Consider the following 16,955-nt stretch of genomic DNA (forward strand, 5'->3'; position numbering starts at 1 on the left):
AGGATCACTAGCCGCCAGGCGTACTCGCTTCTCGGTAGATCCCGGACCGCATGTCCCCACAGCTGTGAACGCGAAACGATCGAAGATACTGCTTTGTGGTGAGGAGGATACTCCGCTCGAAGCTCCACGCTGCTACCAACCTCGGTCACGCCACACACCCAGGTGAGACCGCTCGGCCCCTAGCGTCGTGTCGTCACCATGCCCTGGGTAGACAACAGTACCGTCGACGTACCGTTCGAAGAGCTTGCTGGTCACATCGTCAAACAGACTCGCGAAGTCGGTAGGGTTTGTTGTCCGCCCAAGACCCCCCGGGAACAGGGAGTCGCCGGTGAACAGGTGGGTGCGGCCGTCGCCGTCGACGAGGGCCAGGGCGATGGAGCCGGGGGTGTGGCCGCGCAGGTGGATGATGTCGAAGGTCAGGTCGCCGACTTCGATCGTGTCGCCGTCGGCGAGGAGGCGGTCGGGGGTGACGGGGAGGGGGTCCGCGTCCAGGGGGTGGGCCGTGGTGGGGGCGCCGAGTGACTTGGTGACCTCGGCGAGGGCCTGCCAGTGGTCGGGGTGCTGGTGGGTGGTGACGATGAGTTCGACCTGGCCGGGCGTTTCCTGGCTGGTCAGCTCGATGATGCGGGCGGCGTCGTTGGCGGCGTCGATCAGGACGGCGGCGCCGGTGGCCGTGCTCTGCACCAGGTAGGTGTTGTTGTCCATCGGGCCGACCGACATCTTGACGATGCGGGCGCCGGGGACCTCGCGCTGCGCGGCGCCCGCGCCGGGGGTGACGTGGCCGGTGTAGTGGCGATCGACTGTGACCATGCGCCGATCGTAGAAGCAGACGCCGACACTCGCAGACTCGCCGGGCGCCCACTAGATTCGACCCATGCCGCAGTCGAGGAAGAATCCGGCCCCGCGATCGGTGCCGGTGCGTGTGTCGGCCGGTCTGGTCGCCGTCGTGGTCGCCGCACTGAGCCTGCTGTGCGCGCCGAGCGCCACCGCCGAACCGCCCGCGCGAATGGGCCCGCAGGTGGTCGACTCCGCGGACGTGCTCAGCGCCGCCGACGAGGCACGGGTGAACGAGGCCGTCGACGCGCTCTACCGCGACCACCAGGTGAAGCTGTGGGTCAACTACGTGCGCGACTTCGCCTCGATGGCCCCGCGCGACTGGGCCGCCCGCACCGCCGACCTGTCCGGTTTCAGCGACCGGGACCTGCTGCTGGCCGTGGCCGTCGACGATCGCGGCTACTGGCTGCACGGCGACCTGCCCGACGGTGTCACCGACAGCGAGCTGGATTCGCTGCTGAGCCGCACGGTGGAACCCGAACTGCGCGACCAGCAGTGGGCACAGGCGGCGATCGCGACCGCCGACGGCATCGGCTCTGCGATCAGCGGCGGCGGGGTGTCGCTGCGAGCGGTCGGGCTGCTCTTGCTCCTCGTCGTGGTGGTCGTCGGCGGGCTGATCCTGTTCTCGCGCGTCCGCCGCCGCGGCCGGGAGCGCGCCGAACTCGTCAGCGCGCGGGAGGTCGACCCGACCGATTCGGCGGCGCTGGCCGCGCTGTCGCTGCCGACCCTGCACGAGCTCTCGCGCGAACGCCTCGTCGAGATCGATGACGCCGTGCGCACCAGCACCGAGGAATTGGCCTTGGCGACCGGCGAATTCGGCGAGACCGCGGTGACCCCGTTCCGCACCGCGCTCGACGGCGCCCGCGCGGCCACCGCCAAGGCGTTCACGATCCGTCAGCAGCTCGACGACGACATCCCCGAGACCCCCGACCAGCAGCGCGCCATGCTGCTGGACCTGATCACCACCGCGGGGAAGGCCGATCGCGAACTCGACGCCCAGGTGGCCGATTTCGACGCCATGCGCGATCTGCTCATCGACGCGCCCGCCCGGCTGAACGGGCTCACCCAGGCCGTCGTTGAGCTGACCGCGCGCACGCCGGGCTCCGAAGCCGAACTGGCGCGGCTGAATTCGACCTATCCGAGCTCGGTGATCGCGCCGGTGCGCGACAACGTGCAGATGGCGCGAGAGCGAATCAGCTTCGCCGAGGCCAATATCGACACCGCGCGGGCCGCGCTCACCCAGCCGGTCGGACGACAGGGTGGCGCGGTGGCGGCCATCCGCGCGGCCGAGGGGGCGATCGGTCAGGCGCGTACCCTGCTCGACGCGGTCGACCAGGCGGCGACCAATATCCAGCAGGCCCGCGACGGCCTGCCCGCCGCGCTCGACGAACTGCGCAACGACCTCACCGTTGCCGCGCAGCTCACCGAATTCGGCGGTCGCGATCTGGAGCTGGCGGTCGCGGCGGCCAAGATCACCGTGCAGGCGGCTGCCGAGGCCGCCGAGCTCGACCCGCTCGGCGCGTTCCACGACACGGTCAGCGCCGATGCCGATCTCGATCGGGCGATCGCGGCGGCCTCGGATCGCAAACTGGCCGTGGAGGATCTGCGGCGGCGGCTCGACCGCACGCTCACCGACGCGGCCGGGCGCATCGATGCGGCGTCGTCGTTCATCAGCACCCGCCGCGGCGGCGTCGACGCCGAGGCGCGGACCCGGCTCTCCGAGGCACAGCGGCATCTCGACGAGGCGCGCGGACTCGTCGGCACCGATCCGCAGCGTGCGCTGAACAGCGCGCAGACCGCCGCCGATCTCGGCGGGCGGGCGATGCAGCAGGCGCAGGCGAGCGTGCGGGCGTGGGAGAGCCAGCAGCGGCCCTTCGCGGGTGGCAATGCCCAGACCGGTGCGGTGCTGGGTGGCATCCTGCTCGACAGTTTCCTGCGTGGCTCGATGAACAGCGGGCCGCGGGGGCGCGGCGGTGGTGGCGGATACCGGCCGGGGTCCTACGGCGGGTCGTCGGGATCGCGGCGGGTCAGCCGGGGTGGGCGCTTCTGAGCGCTTGACCCTCACACCGTGTGAGGCCGTACACCGGAGGGCGTCATGTTCAGTATCGGAGATTTCGCCAGACACGGTCAGGTGTCAGTGCGCATGCTGCGCCACTACGACGCGGTGGGCCTGCTGCGCCCGGCCAGGGTCGACCCGGCCACCGGGTATCGGTTCTACACGGCTGCGCAGTTGGCTCGGCTCAACCGGATCGTCGCGCTCAAAGAGCTCGGGTTCACCTTGGAACAGGTGGGCCGGATGCTCGAGCCGGGGCCCGACGTGGTCGCCCTGCGGGGCATGCTCACGTTGCGCCGGGCCGAGCTGGAGCAGCGGATCGCGGACGACCGTTCGCGGTTGACCGAGGTCGAGGCGAGACTCCGCATCATCGAGAAGGAGGGCGTCATGCCCGATCAGGATGTGGTGCTCAAGTCTTTGCCCGCGGTGCGGGTGGCCGAATCGACCGGGGTGGCCGCGGGTTTCGAGCCGTCGGCGATCAGTCCGGTGATCCAGCCGCTGTTCGAGGGGCTGTGCGATCGGCTGGCACAAGCCGGGATCTCGATCGTGGGACCGGGAACCGCCTATTACGAACCGCGCGAGGACGGCACCGTGGAGATCCACGCCTGCGTCCCGGTGAACGTGGAACCCGCAGCGGCACCGGGGTTCTCGATCGTCGACCTGCCCGCGGTGGAGCAGGCGGCGACCACCGTCCACCACGGGAACGTCGCCGGGATCGGCGCGGCGTGGCAGGCGCTGGGTCGGTGGGTGGAGGACAACGGGTATCGCACCGGTGCGCCGGTCCGGGAGGTCACCTTGGAGTGGACGCCCGACCCCGACGGCTGGGTCACCGAACTGCAAGAGCCCCTCGCTCCGCGGTAGTCGCCGCCTACCTCCCGCGACCCTCCACGTGTCCGTCGTTGTCCTGGGGCGAGAAGACCCCCGCGACGGCACGTGTCGCGGTCCGCGAATGCCCGACCCGGACCGAGGTCAGGCGGTCGCGGCCGCCTTGTCGGCGGGTTGCCAGGTCAGCTCGGCGGCCACCGCAGGGAGGAGTTCCGCGGCTTTGCCACCCAGGGCCGCGATGGTGAGGGTGCCGAGGTAGGTGTAGGCGAGGATGGTGACCGCCGCGGCGGCGCCCGTCGAGGGGCGGGGGTGGGCGGCGAGGTAGACGATCTCGTAGTCGTCGAGGATCACGCCGGTGGGGGCGCGGAAGGTGGGGACGGTGCCGGTGTTGGTGAGGGCGATGTGGCCCGCGGTCGAGTGGATTCGGGTGGGGCCGAAGAAGTCCGGGAAGTGCAGGACGGACTGTTCGATGACGCCGGTGGCGAGGTCGTCGTGGAGGCCGGTGCCGATCTTGCGGGCGAGCGCGACGAGGTCGGCGGTGTCGTCGCGGTCGGCGGTGAAGGCGGCCAGACCGGCCAGGTTGGTGCCCGCTTCCGGCGCGACCGGTGGGTCGAGGCGCCTGCGCAGGTCGACCGGATAGACGCAACCGACCCGGTCCGCGCCGGTCAGCATGGCGAAGGCGTGCAGCGCTGCGGCGGTGACCAGTCCGTTGACGCTCACCGCATACGTGCGGGCCTGCTCGAGCACGCGCGCCGTCTCGGTCGGGTCGAGCCGGATCCGGTCGGGCCGGGACAGCACGGGCGGGGCCGGTTCGGTGGCCGGTGTCTCGTCGGCGACGACCAGCGGCCGGGTCACCGACTCCAGTCCCGACCGCGGTCCGCGGACAACCCCCCGCCGCGCCAGCAACGCTTCCAACGACTCCGGATACTCCCGCGCACCCGCCGCGATCGTGCCGGTCTCCACATGATCGGTGTAGTAGCCCCACAGCCGCGTGAACAGTTCCACGCAGTGCGCGGCATCGGCGACGCTGTGGTGCACGAACAACGTGACCCGCGCCCGGTCCTCCTCGGCGAGGACCACATCCAGGTAGCCGAGCTGGGCGTTGGGCGCCATCGACTCCGCCGGAATCCTGACCTCGTCGGGATCGCCGAAACTGACCCACGCGCCGACGGGCTCGATGTGCCCGGGCCGCAGCAGGATTCCCCGGCCCTCGTCGTCCTCGACGATCCGGCACACCAGAATCGGAAAGGCCCGCTGCAACGCCGCGAACGCCGCCCCGAGCGCCGCCGCGTCGAGCTCACCGCGCACGGTCACCGACCGCCCGGTGAAGGTCGCGTGCCGCACGAATCGCTGCTCCGACGGAGCCAGCACCCGCACGACATCTTCCGAATCCCACAGCACAACGGAAAGAGTGAGGCACACCCCTCCCCAACGCAAACCGTCAGGTACGCACTGTGATCACCTGCACCCCGCGCCCCCGTCGATCAAGATCAACAGGCTCTGGTGGCATTGGCTACTCGGGCGATACTCACACCAGAGCCTGGTGATCAATCGTCCAACGCGAGAAGCCCGCACCCTGGTGGGGTGCGGGCTTCTCGGGTGGGGATTACGCGCCGATGAGGCGGGCGGCGAGGTAGGACTCGACCTGGTCGAGGGCGATGCGTTCCTGGGCCATGGAGTCGCGTTCGCGGACCGTCACGGCCTGGTCGTCGAGGGTGTCGAAGTCGACGGTGATGCAGAACGGGGTGCCGATCTCGTCCTGGCGGCGGTAGCGGCGGCCGATGGCGCCCGCGTCGTCGAAGTCGATGTTCCAGTTGCGGCGCAGCTGGGCGGCGAGGTCCTTGGCCTTGGGGGTCAGGTCGGCGTTGCGCGACAGCGGCAGCACCGCGGCCTTGACCGGCGCGAGGCGGCGATCGAGGCGAAGGACCGTGCGCACGTCGACGCCGCCCTTGGCGTTGGGGGCCTCGTCCTCGGCGTAGGCGTCGACCAGGAACGCCATCAGCGACCGGGTCAGACCGGCCGCGGGCTCGATGACGTAGGGGGTGTAGCGCTCACCGGAGGCCTGGTCGAAGAAGCTCAGGTCGGTGCCGGAGTGCTTCGAGTGCGTCTTGAGGTCGTAGTCGGTGCGGTTGGCGATGCCCTCGAGCTCGCCCCATTCGCTGCCCTGGAAGCGGAAGCGGTACTCGATGTCGGTGGTGCCGGCCGAGTAGTGCGACAGCTTTTCCTTGGGATGCTCGAACAGGCGCAGGTTCTCCGGATCGATGCCGAGGTCGGTGTACCAGGCCAGGCGGGTGTCGATCCAGTACTTGTGCCACTCGGCGTCTTCGCCGGGCTTGACGAAGAACTCCATCTCCATCTGCTCGAACTCGCGGGTGCGGAAGATGAAGTTGCCGGGGGTGATCTCGTTGCGGAAGCTCTTGCCGATCTGGGCGATGCCGAACGGCGGCTTCTTGCGCGCGGTGGTCTCGACGTTCTTGTAGTTGACGAAGATGCCCTGCGCGGTCTCGGGGCGCAGGTAGTGCAGGCCCTCTTCGTCGTCGACCGGGCCGAGGAAGGTCTTGAGCAGGCCGGAGAAGTTCTTCGGCTCGGTCCACTTGCCGGGCTGGCCGGTCTCGGGATCGTTGATGTCGGCCAGGCCGTTGGCAGGCGGACGGCCGTGCTTCTCCTCGTAGGCTTCCAGGAGATGATCGGCGCGGTAGCGCTTGTGCGTGTGCAGCGATTCGACCAGCGGGTCGGAGAAGGTCTCGACGTGGCCGGAGGCCTCCCAGACCTGACGCGGCAGGATCACCGAGGAGTCGAGGCCGACGACATCCTCACGGCTGGTGACCATGGTGCGCCACCACTGCCGCTTGATGTTGTCCTTCAGCTCGACGCCCAGCGGACCGTAGTCCCACGCCGACTTGGTGCCTCCGTAGATCTCACCGCACGGGTAGACCAGACCCCGGCGCTTGGCGAGGTTGGCAACGGTGTCCACCTTCGACTTGGGTGCCACGCGAGATTTCTCCATCCACTGCGAGTCGGAATCGCAGGTATGCCGGGTCGGCATACCGTACGTCAGTGGGTCCAGCGTATCGGGACGTGTCCAGCGAGATTGCAGCAGCCGACCGTCCCCGTCCGGCGCGCCATTTGACATGCGCACCCATGCATATCAAAATGGAATCTGTTTCCATTAAGGAGTTGGTTCATGACCACCGAGGCCGTGCCCGCGCACCCGCACAATCCCTACCACTCCCCCGCCCCCGCCGCCGTGCCCGCACGCCAGGTGCTGGAGGACGCGGGCGAGCTGCTGCGCGCACTGGCCGCGCCCGTGCGGATCGCGATCGTGCTGCAGCTGCGCGAGTCACCGCGTTGCGTGCACGAGCTGGTCGACGCGCTCGGGGTGACACAGCCGTTGGTCAGCCAGCATCTGCGCATTCTCAAATCGGCGGGGGTCGTGCATGGCGAACGCTCGGGTCGCGAGGTGCTCTACGAACTCGTCGACGATCATCTGGCGCACATCGTCGTCGATGCCGTCGCCCATGCCGAGGAAGGGTAATCCGTTGGCAGACAATCTCTCCGGCAAGCAGGTCGGCGTGCGCAGCACCCGCCAGCGCAGCGCGATCTCGGCCCTGCTCGGCGATATCGACGAATTCCGCTCGGCCCAGGAACTGCACGACGAACTGCGCAAACGCGGCGAGGGCATCGGCCTGACCACCGTGTATCGCACCCTGCAGTCGCTGGCCGACGCGGGCATGGTCGACGTCTTGCGCACCGACTCCGGCGAATCGGTCTACCGGCAGTGCTCGAGCGGACACCACCATCACCTGGTCTGCCGGCAGTGCGGCCGCACCGTCGAGGTCGAGGGCCCCACGGTCGAGGCGTGGGCCGAGTCCATCGCGGGCGAGCACGGCTTCACCGAGGTGAGCCACACCCTCGAGATCTTCGGTACCTGCCGCGACTGCGTGCGCGCCCGCACCGACGCGCCCGAGGACGAATCCGCCTCCGTCTGACATGTGACTCACATCACATAACGGAACCCTCGCTTCGCCTGCCCCGTCCAACCTTCACGAAGAGACCGATCCGCGCGGTGGGTACCGACGGCCCTCGGCCGACTCGGCACCGGAGGAGGGGAATTCGTGAGTACGACGCTGGGTGTGGAGCCCGAGCAGTTGACGGTCATGGCCGGGACGTGGCGCCAGGAGGGGGACGAGGTCGGCGGGCTGGCCTGGTCGACGATGTCGGAAGTGACCGGTGACGGCAGCGCGGTGCTCACCACCGTGCGCGCGCTGGCCGAGCCTGCCGAGCAGGCCATGACCTCGATCGCGGATCGATACGCCACGCTGGCCGATCTGGTGGACCGGTTCGCGGCCGACATACAAGCCAAGGACACCGAGATCGCCGGTGCGATCGACAAGCTGAGCGACCGCTGATGCGGCCCACGATCACCCAGCTCGACGGCTGGAATCTCGACGGCCTGCAGCGCGCCGCCGAGGCCGCCCGCGCCAATGCCGACACCCTGTCGACCTCGGTCGAAGACTGCTCGCGCGCGGCCTCGGCGGCGGGCGGCTGGCACGGCCGGACCAAGGACGCGGCGACCCGGCGCATCGACGCCGAAGTCGATCACGGGTACGAGGTACGCGCGGTCCTGCTGCGGGTGGCCGATGACGCCGACGATGCTCATCGCGGCCTACGGCACGCGAGAACCTATGTGCTGGACCAGAAGAACCTCGCGCTCGGCGGCGGCTTCGCGGTCGCCCCCGATGGCGGGGTGACCCATCCCGATCCCGAGAAGGCGGGCGAGGCCGGGGTCTTCCAGCTCAACCTGCACAGTGGACTGGACGAGATCGAGCGCCTCGACGATCTCTTCGGTGCCCGCCTCGGTGAGTCGCTGGCCGATCTCGCCGCGATGCGTGACGGTCAGCCCGACATCACGCTGCCCGATGGCACGCTCCGCGACCCCGATGCCGTGGCGATTCGGCTCGCGTCGATGTCGGAGGATGATCGGGCCGACTTCTTCGCGACGTTGAGTCCACTGGCGCAGCGACAGCTGGTGATCGCCGCGCCGGAGAAGCTGGGCAATCTGAACGGGGTCCCGTTCGCCCGGCGGATCGAGGCCAACGAGATCGCCATCCGCAACGCGCTCACCGCCGAGAAGCAGAAGCCCGACCGCGACGATTCCCGGATCAAGCAGCTCGAGGCCATGCTGGCTCCGATTCCGAACCCCGCCGGGGTGGGCGAACTCGGCACGACACCGGCGGCGACCGGGGCGGGCGCGACGCCGTACCAGGACATGGTGGACCGCAAGTTCGTCGCGTTCAGCACCGAGGGCAACGGGCGGATGATCGAGCTGCTCGGCGAAATGGATTCGGGCGCAGCGGGAGTCGGGGTGTACGTGCCGGGGACGAGTACCAATCTGAACGGGTCGGGGTCCAATCACGTTGCCGCGTGGAACATCGCCGATCAGACCGGTGGGCCGGTCTTCCTCTACATGGAGGGCGATTTCCCGCAGAGTCTCACCAGCCTGTCCGATGGGGCGCCGAGCCCGCGCTTCGCGGCCGAGATGGCGCCGCGACTGGTCGAGTTCGGGCGCGAGATCGATCGGGAGGTCGCCGCCGGTGCGCCGGGCACGCCGGTGTCGTATGTAGGGCATTCCTACGGTGGGTCGATCGTCGGTTCCGCGGAGCAGTTGGGTCTGCGTGCCGATCGGGTGCTGCACGCGTCCTCGGCGGGGACCGGGGTGTTCGACACCGGCTGGAACAATCCGAACCCGGCGGTGCAGCGCTATTCGATGACCGCGCCCGGTGATCTGATCGGCGTGGTGCAGTCCTATCCCGAAGCGGGACTGTCGATTCCGGGCGGGATCCGGGTACCCGGCAATCCGCACGCCTCGGCCGAGCTCGGCGGCGACCCGGACGAGGTGCCCGGCGTGACCCGTCTCGACACCGGCTTCTACGGCACCGCGCTCGGCGGGCACCGGGTGGGCGAGGTGGTGTTCGGACCCGACGGACACGGAAAGTATTGGGACGACCCGAAATCGACCGCCTTCGGCAATATCGTCGGGGTGATCTCCGGCGGTGCGGTCACCGGATATGTCGAGCGCGGGATCGAGACCCCGTGGATCGATGTGGGTCTCGGCGACAACGGCAACGGCGCCAAGGAGGCGTTCGACGCGGGCAAGGCGGCGTCCGCGGGCGCGCTCTTCGACGTCGACCCGTACGCCGATCCGCGCATCACCGACAATCCCGAGCTCGGCCCTCGGGTGGCGGTGCGATGAGGATCGGACCGGTCGTCGTCGCACTCGTCGCCGTGGTGGCGGCCTCCTGCGGGTCGCTCGTCGACGAAGGGCCCACCGAGCAGGAGATCAGGGATTCCTCCGGAGTGACCGTGGCCGAGGCGATTCCGCTGGTGGCGCGGAACTTCACCCTGGTGTGGCCCGAGTCGATCTCCGTGGCCAACGGGGATGTCGACGTGTCGCACGGCTGCCGCACCGACGCGAACTCGTTGCGCGCCGTCGGCCCACCGTGGACGCCGATCTACGAACGGACACAGGTCGATCCGTCGCCGGAGTTCGTCGACCGCGTGCTGGCGAACCTCGAGGCACTGACCGCGCACGGCTTCGTCCGCGATGCCGACCCGATCCCCGGGGACCAGCCGGAGAACCGGTCCTACACCGATCAGCGGGGGTTCACGGTGAGCGCATCGAGCTACGGCGCCAACCCCGCACAACGCCGTTTCGCAGTGAGTTCGACCGCGCCCTGCGCAGCGGAGTAGACATGCTCAAGCCGCGACAGTCGCCCGATCGGGCTCGACGATCTGGCCCGGTGACCTGCGTGCGCGCACCGCGCCGACGCCGAGCAGCGCGACACCGCCCGCCGCCCAGATCAGCAGCACGGTCAGCGGTCGCGCGGCGCCCGCACCGTCGAAGTAGGCGACCGAGCGCAGCAAGGAGGCCGCCGCGCCGGGCGGGCAGAGCTGACCGAGGGTGCCCCACGGCTGGGGCAGGAGTTCCGGTGCCGAGGTGGCGGCGGAGAACGGGTTGCCGACCAGCAGCATGGTGAGTGCGCCGAGGCCGATTCCCGCGCGGCCGAGGACAGCGGCGAGCCCGACGATGGCCGCGGCGACGGAGAAGCCGGCCAGGCCCGCGATGGCGGCGAGCTCGAGGAATCCGCCGGGGACGATCGAGAGCCAGCTGTGGAACACCAAGGTGCTCAGCAGGCCACCGGCGATACCGAAGGTGAGCAGTCCGGCGAGACGAGCGCCCAGCGCGGGCACGAGCAGGGTGAGCAGCACGCCCGCGGCGATGCCCGCCATCACCAGTGGCAACACCATGGAACCGAATCCCGCGCCGCGGGGATCGTCGGGGGCGGTGGCGACCACATCCTCGACCGCCGCGGGAGCGCCGCTGAACTGCTGGGCCAGCGCGGTGAGCTGCTGGGCGACCGCGGGTGAGGCGGCCGAGGCGATCATGACCCGCGGCGCGCCCTCGCCGGTGACGATCGCGCCGTAGATCTCCTGGTCGGTCAGCGCGGTGCGCGCCGCCTCGGCATCGGTGAGGGTGCTGATCTCGAAGGCACCGGGACTGGTCTCGTGCAGACGCTGGGTCACCTGCGCCGACTGTGGGCCCGCGACCGCGATGGGCAGATCGCGCGGGGCCAGGTTGACGGCGGGCCAGGCGAACGCGACCAGCATCAGTGCCTGCAGAACGGTGGCCGCGAGGCCGAGAGCGATGGCGCGCTGGATGCTCGTCATGGCGGCTTCTCCTCTAAAGCGAATGTTCGTTCTTTTATATGGGTTCCACGGTGACAGCACCGAACCCAGCTTGTCAAGAACGGACATTCGTTTTATTTTGAGTCATGCCCCGAGTCTCCGCCGAGCACCTGGAACGCCGTCGAGAGCAGATTCTCGAGGCCGCGCTGCGGTGTTTCGCGCGCAAGGGCTTCCACGAAACCTCGATGCAGGACGTGTTCACCGAGTCGGGCCTGTCCGCGGGGGCGGTCTACCGGTACTTCACCAGCAAGGACGAGATCATCGGGGCGCTGCTCGGCCGGACGATGCTGCCGCTGCGCAATCGGTTGGCCGAGATCATCCGCGCCGACCCCCCTCCGGTCCCCGCCGAGGTGATCCGGGGAATGACCACCGAGGTGCTCGCGCGCAGCGGTCCGAACGGCCTGCTGCGTCTGGCGCCACAGGCCTGGGCCCTGGCGACCGTGCAGCCCGAGGCCGCCGCCCCGGTGCTCGAGGCCGCCGCCGGGGTGCGCGCGCTGTGGCGCGAATACGTGCTCCGGATCCGCGACCTGGGCTGGATCCCGGCCGACGCCGATGCCGACGCCCTGGCCAAGATGCTGCTCGGCCTGATGCCCGGCTTCATCCTGCAGCACCTGCTGCTCGGTGACGTCACCCCGGACGATTTCGCCCGCGGCATCGAACTGATGCTGCCGGTCACGCCGCCTGGGACCGCGCACAACGGCCCGGGGTCGATCATCGGAGAGTAAGAAAGCTCACTGTTGAGACCGGCGCCGACGGGGTAGGTTCGGGTGCGGCCCGCCGCGGGGAGCGTGTGCCGGGACCTCGAACATCGATCAGACCAGGAGTTTCCCGTGGCACTGCACCGTCAACCCCTTCGGCCCGCCGCGCTGGTGACCGCGGCACTCGCCGCCGCCCTGCTGGCGACCACCGCCGGTACCGCCCACGCCCGCATGATCGGCGGCTTCGACGTCGGCGGCGCCATCGAGGTCGAATACGACCAGGCGGGCGGCCCCGCGCTCGGCGAGCCCACCTCCCCCGAAGCCGATGCGGCGGCCGGTGGCAAGTACCAGACCTTCGCCAACAACGCCGCCATCTACTGGCACCCCGACACCAATGCCAACACCGTCGCCGGGCAGATCCGCGACAAGTTCGCCGAGCTGGGCAACGAGTCGGGCAAGCTCGGCTACCCGGTCACCCGCGAGCAGTCGACGCCGGCGGGCACGGGCCGGTTCAACCACTTCCAGCAGGGCTCGATCTACTGGTCCGTCGGCACCGGCGCGCACCAGATCAGCGGCCCGATCCGGGACAAGTGGGGCGAGCTCGGCTGGGAGTCGAGCCCGCTGGGCTTCCCGCTCACCGATGTGTCCGCGGCGGGCAAGGGCGACGGACAGTTCACCCTGTTCCCGACCGGCGCCATCTACTGGTCGCCGAAGACCGGCGCGCACGCGGTGTGGGGCAGCATCCAGGCCGACTGGATCCGCGCGGGCGGCGAATCCGGTCGCTACGGGTACCCGACCAGCGACGAGTACGACTACCAGGGCGGCAAGGCCCAGGATTTCCAGGGCGGCAAGATCACCTGGAAGCCCGCGAGCTGATCCCCGGGCGGGTCAGGCGGCGAGCAGACCCTGCCTGGCCCGGCTCGCGCCGGACAGTGCCAGCAGCAGCATGGTGGTCAGCGCCTGATCGTCGAGTCCTTCGGCGGGGAAGGTGTAGCGCAGGATCACATCGCCCAGTTTGCCGCGCGCGATCAGGGTGACCGAGCCGAACTGGATCTCGTTGTTGCGCTCGGCGACCCGCTTGTGCAGCTGCGGCTTCAACGGCCGGTCCCAGGCCAGCACGCTGGTCAGCGACAGCACGGTGAGGCCGGGCGCGAGGGTGACGGCGCGGATCGAGCACAGGGCGCCGTCGTATTCGAAGCCGAGTGAGCCGTCGGCGTCGACCCGGATGTCGATGTCCTGCATCTGCAGGCAGGCGCCGGTGCGCGCCTGCAGGTCGAGTTCCGGGGTGACCACAGCGTCCATGTCGGCTCCGTCGCTCATTTGGCGCCACCGAAGCGGCGATCGCGCTTGGCGTATTCCAGGCACGCGTCCCACAGGTTACGCCGATCGAAATCGGGGAAAAGCGTGTCCTGGTAGACGAATTCGGCATACGCGGACTGCCAGATGAGGAAGTTCGAACTGCGGAACTCGCCCGACGGCCGCAGGAACAGGTCCACATCGGGCATGTCGGGTTCGTCGAGGTAGCGGGCGACGGTGGCCTCGTCGACCTTCTCCGGGTCGATCTCGCCCGCCGCCACCCGGCGCGCGATTTCGCGTGCGGCGTCGGCGATCTCGGCGCGACCGCCGTAGTTGACGCACATGGTCAGCGTCATCACGTCGTTGTCGCGGGTCAGTTCCTCGGCGATCTCGAGTTCCTTGATCACGCTGCGCCACAGGCGCGGTCGGCGCCCGGCCCAGCGCACCCGCACACCCATCTCGTGCATCTCGTCGCGACGGCGGCGGATCACGTCGCGGTTGAAGCCCATCAGGAAGCGGACCTCGTCGGGGCTGCGCCGCCAGTTCTCGGTGGAGAAGGCGTAGGCCGACAGCCACTTGACGCCGATCTCGATACAGCCCTCGACGGAGTCCATGAGCACGGCCTCGCCGCGTTCGTGTCCGGCGGTGCGCGGCAGACCGCGTTCCTGGGCCCAGCGACCGTTGCCGTCCATCACCAGCGCGACGTGATTGGGCACCAGTTCCGGCGGGATCTCGGGCGGACGCGCGCCGGAGGGATGCGGGGACGGCGGGCGCACGGTGCGGGTGCCGCCACCCGGCTTGCTCGCGGTGGAAGAGTCACGACGCAGGATCACGGCCTCCATCCTGCCTGATCGCCGGGTGCGGTCCGCACGGGCTCCGCCGTTGCGGTCGGCGGGCCGGTGGCCGACACGATCGCGCGGTGCGGCGATCAGCTGCGTCCGACGCGCGACATCAGTGCTCGGCCGCGGTCGCGGTACTCGTGGGCGATCTCAGCCCGCACGGCCTGCGACGGCGGCGCCGGGCCGATTCGCGGTGGCGGTGTCGGCGCCGGTGCGCTCGATCAGCGGCAGGGTGCGCAGCTGACGTTCCAGATGCCATTGCAGGTGGGCCGCGACCAGGCCGCTGGCTTGGCGGCGAATGTTGTCCGGAACGCCGTCGATGTAGGCCCACTCCCCCTTCAGCAGGGCGACGAGCAGATCGAGCACCCCCGTGGCCGGGGTACTCGCGCCCGGTGGACGGCAGTGCACGCAGACCGCGCCGCCCGCCGCCACGTGGAAGGCGCGGTGCGGGCCCGGGGTGGCGCAGCGGGCGCATTCGTCCAGGGCGGGCGCCCACCCGGCGAAGCCCATGGCGCGCAGCAGGTAGGCGTCGAGGATCAGTTCGTGTGGGCGCTGTTTGGCGGCGATGGCACGCAGCGCGCTCGCGGTGAGGGAGTGCAGTTTCGGCGCGGGCGCGCGTTCCTCACCGGCGAGGCGCTCGGCGGTCTCGAGGATCGCGCAGGCCGTGGTGTAGCGGCCGTAGTCGTCGATGATGTCGGCGGCGAAGGCCTCGACCGTGGTGACCTGGGTGACCACGTCGAGGGTGCGGCCCGGATGCAGCTGCACGTCGATGTAGGCGAACGGCTCCAGCCGCGCCCCGAACCTGGATTTGGTGCGGCGCACCCCCTTGGCCACCGCGCGGACCAGCCCGTGTTGCCTGGTCAGCAGCGTGACGATGCGATCGGCCTCGCCCAGCTTGTGCTGACGGACCACCACCGCCTCGTCCCGATACAACCGCACGCGCACAGTCTTCCACGTCGGCCCGACACCGGACCCACGGACACGACGTCACGCGCCGATCACCGCGTCGACCAACCGCCGGGTCACCGTCTGATCGCCGCCGTCCTCGTTCGCCTGCGCGTGCTGTCCGCCGAGGCCGATGCCACCGGTCCGGCCGCGACGCGCGGCCGAATCGAGCGGCCGAAGGAGACGGGCAACGATGCCGCACGGCGACGAATCCACCGGCGCACGGTGGGCCGGTCAGGTCTGCCGGAGCAGGCCGGTGATGAGCAGCAGCAGCGACTGCTGGGTTTCCAGGCGGGCGCGGTCGGGATCGTCGGCGTGGGCGACGATCAACGAGGCTTCGGTGATGGCGCTGAGCAGTAGTTGCGCCAGCACCGGAACCGGGGCGGCGGCGACCAGCCCGGCGTCGATGGCGCGCTGGAGCTGGGCGGTGATCAGGCCGAGGCCGTGGCGGGATTCGAAGTCGCGGAAGGCGGGCCAGCCCAGGACGGTCGGGGCGTCCATCAGGACGATGCGCAGCATTTCCGGGCGGCCGCAGATGTCGAGGAAGCGGGCCAGTCCGGCGGTCATGCCCGCGATCACGTCGTCGGGGTCGACGGCGGCGACCGCGGCCGCGATCTCGGTGGTGGCCTCGGTCTCGACCTGTTCGAGCACGGCCAGGAACAGGCCACGCTTGTCGCCGTAGTGGTGGTGCAGCGCGCCACGGGTGACCCCGGCGGCCGCGACCAGTTGTTCGGCGGAGGTACCGGCGAAGCCGCGCTCGGCGAACAGGCTGCGGCCTGCCTGCTCGAGCGCGGCTCGGGTGGTGCGGGAGCGGTCCTCCTGACTACGGCGCTGCATGCAGCCGAGTGAACTCCACGATCAGTTCGGCGAGCAACTCCGGGCGGTCCTCGGGCAGGAGAGTGTAGGAGTCCTCGACGGTCTTCAGCGTCGCGCGGGGCAGGTCGTGGACGAGGCGGTGGGCCAGCTCCATCGGGAACAGCTTGTCCTCGGTCGGCCAGACGACCAGCACGGGGATCTCGACCGAGCCGAATTTCTCGGCGGCGGCCAGCGTGTCCCGATTGTCGACCCCGACCGCGAAGCGCCGCAGGTCGGCGCGGATGGCGGCCGAACGCCGCGCGGGCAGCAGGTAGGAGTCCATGATCTCCTGCGGCAGTGGATGTTTGACGACCCAGCCGAAGCCGAGCCGGGATTGCCGGATGGGCCGCCAACGCATCGAGGCCAGGGCAGCGCGCAGGACACCGGGAAACCCGGCCGCGGGCATCACCGCCGCGAACGGTGCGGGCGGGAACACCTCGTAGCAGTCGACGGCGGCCAGCACCACGCGGGCGATCCGCTCGGGTCGGCGGGTCATCAGCAGCTGGGTGAGCGCGCCGCCGGTGTCGTTGGCGACGATGGTGACCTCGGTGAGGTCGAGGACATCGAGGAACTCGGCGATGAGGTCGGCGAGGCCGGTGGGGGTGAGGTCGGCGTCGGGCAGCGGGATCGAATGCGCGCCGAGCGGCCAGTCGGGAGCGAGGCAGCGGTGTCCGGCGGCGGCGAGCGCGGGGACCACCTCGCGCCACAGGTCGGCGTTGACCAGCAGGCCGTGTACGAAGACCACCGGCGTGCCGCTGCCGGTCTCGTGATAGCGGACGCGGCCCGCCGACAGGCGTACTTCGCGGGCCGGGCCGAGTGCTGAGCTGATTCCCATGGGGTCCTCCCCTGTTCGGATGTGGGCAC

Annotated in this window: 19 protein-coding genes; 9 read left to right on the top strand and 10 right to left on the bottom strand. The window is 70.0% G+C overall.

The features are described 5' to 3' along the window. Positions 1-132: 132 nt before the first annotated feature. Complete coding sequence (locus tag ACFVVM_RS24770) at positions 133-810, bottom strand: MBL fold metallo-hydrolase (RefSeq protein WP_387622616.1); 678 nt, start codon at positions 808-810, stop codon at positions 133-135. Between the two features lie 64 nt (positions 811-874). On the opposite strand from ACFVVM_RS24770, the gene ACFVVM_RS24775 reads away from it, so the two are divergent. Continuing rightward, positions 875-2,884 carry a TPM domain-containing protein gene (locus ACFVVM_RS24775; protein ID WP_387622619.1) on the top strand — a complete coding sequence of 670 codons (2,010 nt, stop codon included), beginning with the start codon at positions 875-877 and terminating at the stop codon, positions 2,882-2,884. 45 nt (positions 2,885-2,929) lie between these two features. After that, entirely contained in the window at positions 2,930-3,748 is an 819-nt protein-coding gene (locus ACFVVM_RS24780; RefSeq protein ID WP_387622622.1) for a MerR family transcriptional regulator, read from the top strand. Positions 3,749-3,856: 108 nt separating this feature from the next. Here ACFVVM_RS24780 and ACFVVM_RS24785 read toward each other — a convergent pair whose 3' ends face one another. Together ACFVVM_RS24785 and ACFVVM_RS24790 are read right to left on the bottom strand one after the other, a co-directional pair. Further along, the gene (locus ACFVVM_RS24785) at positions 3,857-5,113 is read right to left on the bottom strand and encodes an acyltransferase (RefSeq protein ID WP_387622625.1); all 1,257 of its coding nucleotides are present in this window, start codon (positions 5,111-5,113) and stop codon (positions 3,857-3,859) included. A 205-nt stretch (positions 5,114-5,318) separates the two neighbouring features. After that, positions 5,319-6,719 (bottom strand): glycine--tRNA ligase, encoded by a 1,401-nt coding sequence (locus tag ACFVVM_RS24790; protein WP_387622628.1) that lies wholly within the window; start codon positions 6,717-6,719, stop codon positions 5,319-5,321. A 177-nt stretch (positions 6,720-6,896) separates the two neighbouring features. Between ACFVVM_RS24790 and ACFVVM_RS24795 the strand changes: the two genes are divergently transcribed. The 5 genes from ACFVVM_RS24795 (at position 6,897) to ACFVVM_RS24815 (ending at position 10,462) form a co-directional block, all read left to right on the top strand. Then, a complete protein-coding gene (locus tag ACFVVM_RS24795; RefSeq protein ID WP_387622630.1) occupies positions 6,897-7,247 on the top strand; it encodes an ArsR/SmtB family transcription factor in 351 nt (116 codons plus the stop codon). Next, a complete protein-coding gene (locus tag ACFVVM_RS24800) occupies positions 7,231-7,701 on the top strand; it encodes a Fur family transcriptional regulator (protein WP_387622633.1) in 471 nt (156 codons plus the stop codon). The genes ACFVVM_RS24795 and ACFVVM_RS24800 overlap by 17 nt, the downstream gene beginning before the upstream one ends. A 126-nt stretch (positions 7,702-7,827) precedes the next feature. Continuing rightward, positions 7,828-8,121, top strand: a complete 294-nt coding sequence (locus tag ACFVVM_RS24805; protein ID WP_387622635.1) for a hypothetical protein — start codon at positions 7,828-7,830, stop codon at positions 8,119-8,121. Continuing rightward, entirely contained in the window at positions 8,121-9,965 is a 1,845-nt protein-coding gene (locus ACFVVM_RS24810) for a hypothetical protein (protein ID WP_387622638.1), read from the top strand. The genes ACFVVM_RS24805 and ACFVVM_RS24810 overlap by 1 nt, the downstream gene beginning before the upstream one ends. After that, entirely contained in the window at positions 9,962-10,462 is a 501-nt protein-coding gene (locus ACFVVM_RS24815) for a hypothetical protein (RefSeq protein WP_387622640.1), read from the top strand. The genes ACFVVM_RS24810 and ACFVVM_RS24815 overlap by 4 nt, the downstream gene beginning before the upstream one ends. A 6-nt stretch (positions 10,463-10,468) precedes the next feature. On the opposite strand, the gene ACFVVM_RS24820 is transcribed toward ACFVVM_RS24815, so the two are convergent. Next, positions 10,469-11,440, bottom strand: a complete 972-nt coding sequence (locus tag ACFVVM_RS24820) for a hypothetical protein (RefSeq protein WP_387622643.1) — start codon at positions 11,438-11,440, stop codon at positions 10,469-10,471. A 104-nt stretch (positions 11,441-11,544) separates the two neighbouring features. Here ACFVVM_RS24820 and ACFVVM_RS24825 point away from each other — a divergent pair, with 104 nt between their 5' ends. Beyond that, positions 11,545-12,183: a TetR/AcrR family transcriptional regulator gene (locus ACFVVM_RS24825; protein WP_387622646.1), complete on the top strand. Its 639-nt coding sequence runs from the start codon at positions 11,545-11,547 to the stop codon at positions 12,181-12,183. Positions 12,184-12,288: 105 nt separating this feature from the next. Then, on the top strand, positions 12,289-13,032 hold the full coding sequence (locus ACFVVM_RS24830; RefSeq protein ID WP_387622648.1) for an LGFP repeat-containing protein: 744 nt from the start codon (positions 12,289-12,291) through the stop codon (positions 13,030-13,032). A 12-nt stretch (positions 13,033-13,044) separates the two neighbouring features. Here the strand turns inward: ACFVVM_RS24830 and ACFVVM_RS24835 are convergent, their stop codons facing one another. From ACFVVM_RS24835 to ACFVVM_RS24860, 6 genes are all read right to left on the bottom strand, one after another. Then, a complete protein-coding gene (locus tag ACFVVM_RS24835) occupies positions 13,045-13,476 on the bottom strand; it encodes a YbjN domain-containing protein (RefSeq protein WP_387622651.1) in 432 nt (143 codons plus the stop codon). Beyond that, the gene (locus ACFVVM_RS24840; protein WP_387622653.1) at positions 13,473-14,294 is read right to left on the bottom strand and encodes an isoprenyl transferase; all 822 of its coding nucleotides are present in this window, start codon (positions 14,292-14,294) and stop codon (positions 13,473-13,475) included. Before ACFVVM_RS24840 ends, ACFVVM_RS24835 begins: the two co-directional genes overlap by 4 nt. Positions 14,295-14,441: 147 nt before the next feature. Continuing rightward, positions 14,442-15,230, bottom strand: coding sequence for a DNA repair protein RecO (gene recO / locus ACFVVM_RS24845; RefSeq protein WP_387622656.1), 789 nt, complete (start codon positions 15,228-15,230; stop codon positions 14,442-14,444). A gap of 48 nt (positions 15,231-15,278) precedes the next feature. Beyond that, the gene (locus ACFVVM_RS24850; RefSeq protein ID WP_387622658.1) at positions 15,279-15,452 is read right to left on the bottom strand and encodes a hypothetical protein; all 174 of its coding nucleotides are present in this window, start codon (positions 15,450-15,452) and stop codon (positions 15,279-15,281) included. 18 nt (positions 15,453-15,470) lie between these two features. Beyond that, the gene (locus ACFVVM_RS24855) at positions 15,471-16,073 is read right to left on the bottom strand and encodes a TetR/AcrR family transcriptional regulator (RefSeq protein WP_387622660.1); all 603 of its coding nucleotides are present in this window, start codon (positions 16,071-16,073) and stop codon (positions 15,471-15,473) included. After that, on the bottom strand, positions 16,060-16,926 hold the full coding sequence (locus ACFVVM_RS24860) for an alpha/beta fold hydrolase (RefSeq protein WP_387622663.1): 867 nt from the start codon (positions 16,924-16,926) through the stop codon (positions 16,060-16,062). Before ACFVVM_RS24860 ends, ACFVVM_RS24855 begins: the two co-directional genes overlap by 14 nt. Between the last annotated feature and the right edge of the window lie 29 nt (positions 16,927-16,955).

Origin of the sequence: Nocardia sp. NPDC058176, from assembly GCF_042883805.1 — a bacterium.
Classification (GTDB): Bacteria; Actinomycetota; Actinomycetes; order Mycobacteriales; family Mycobacteriaceae; genus Nocardia.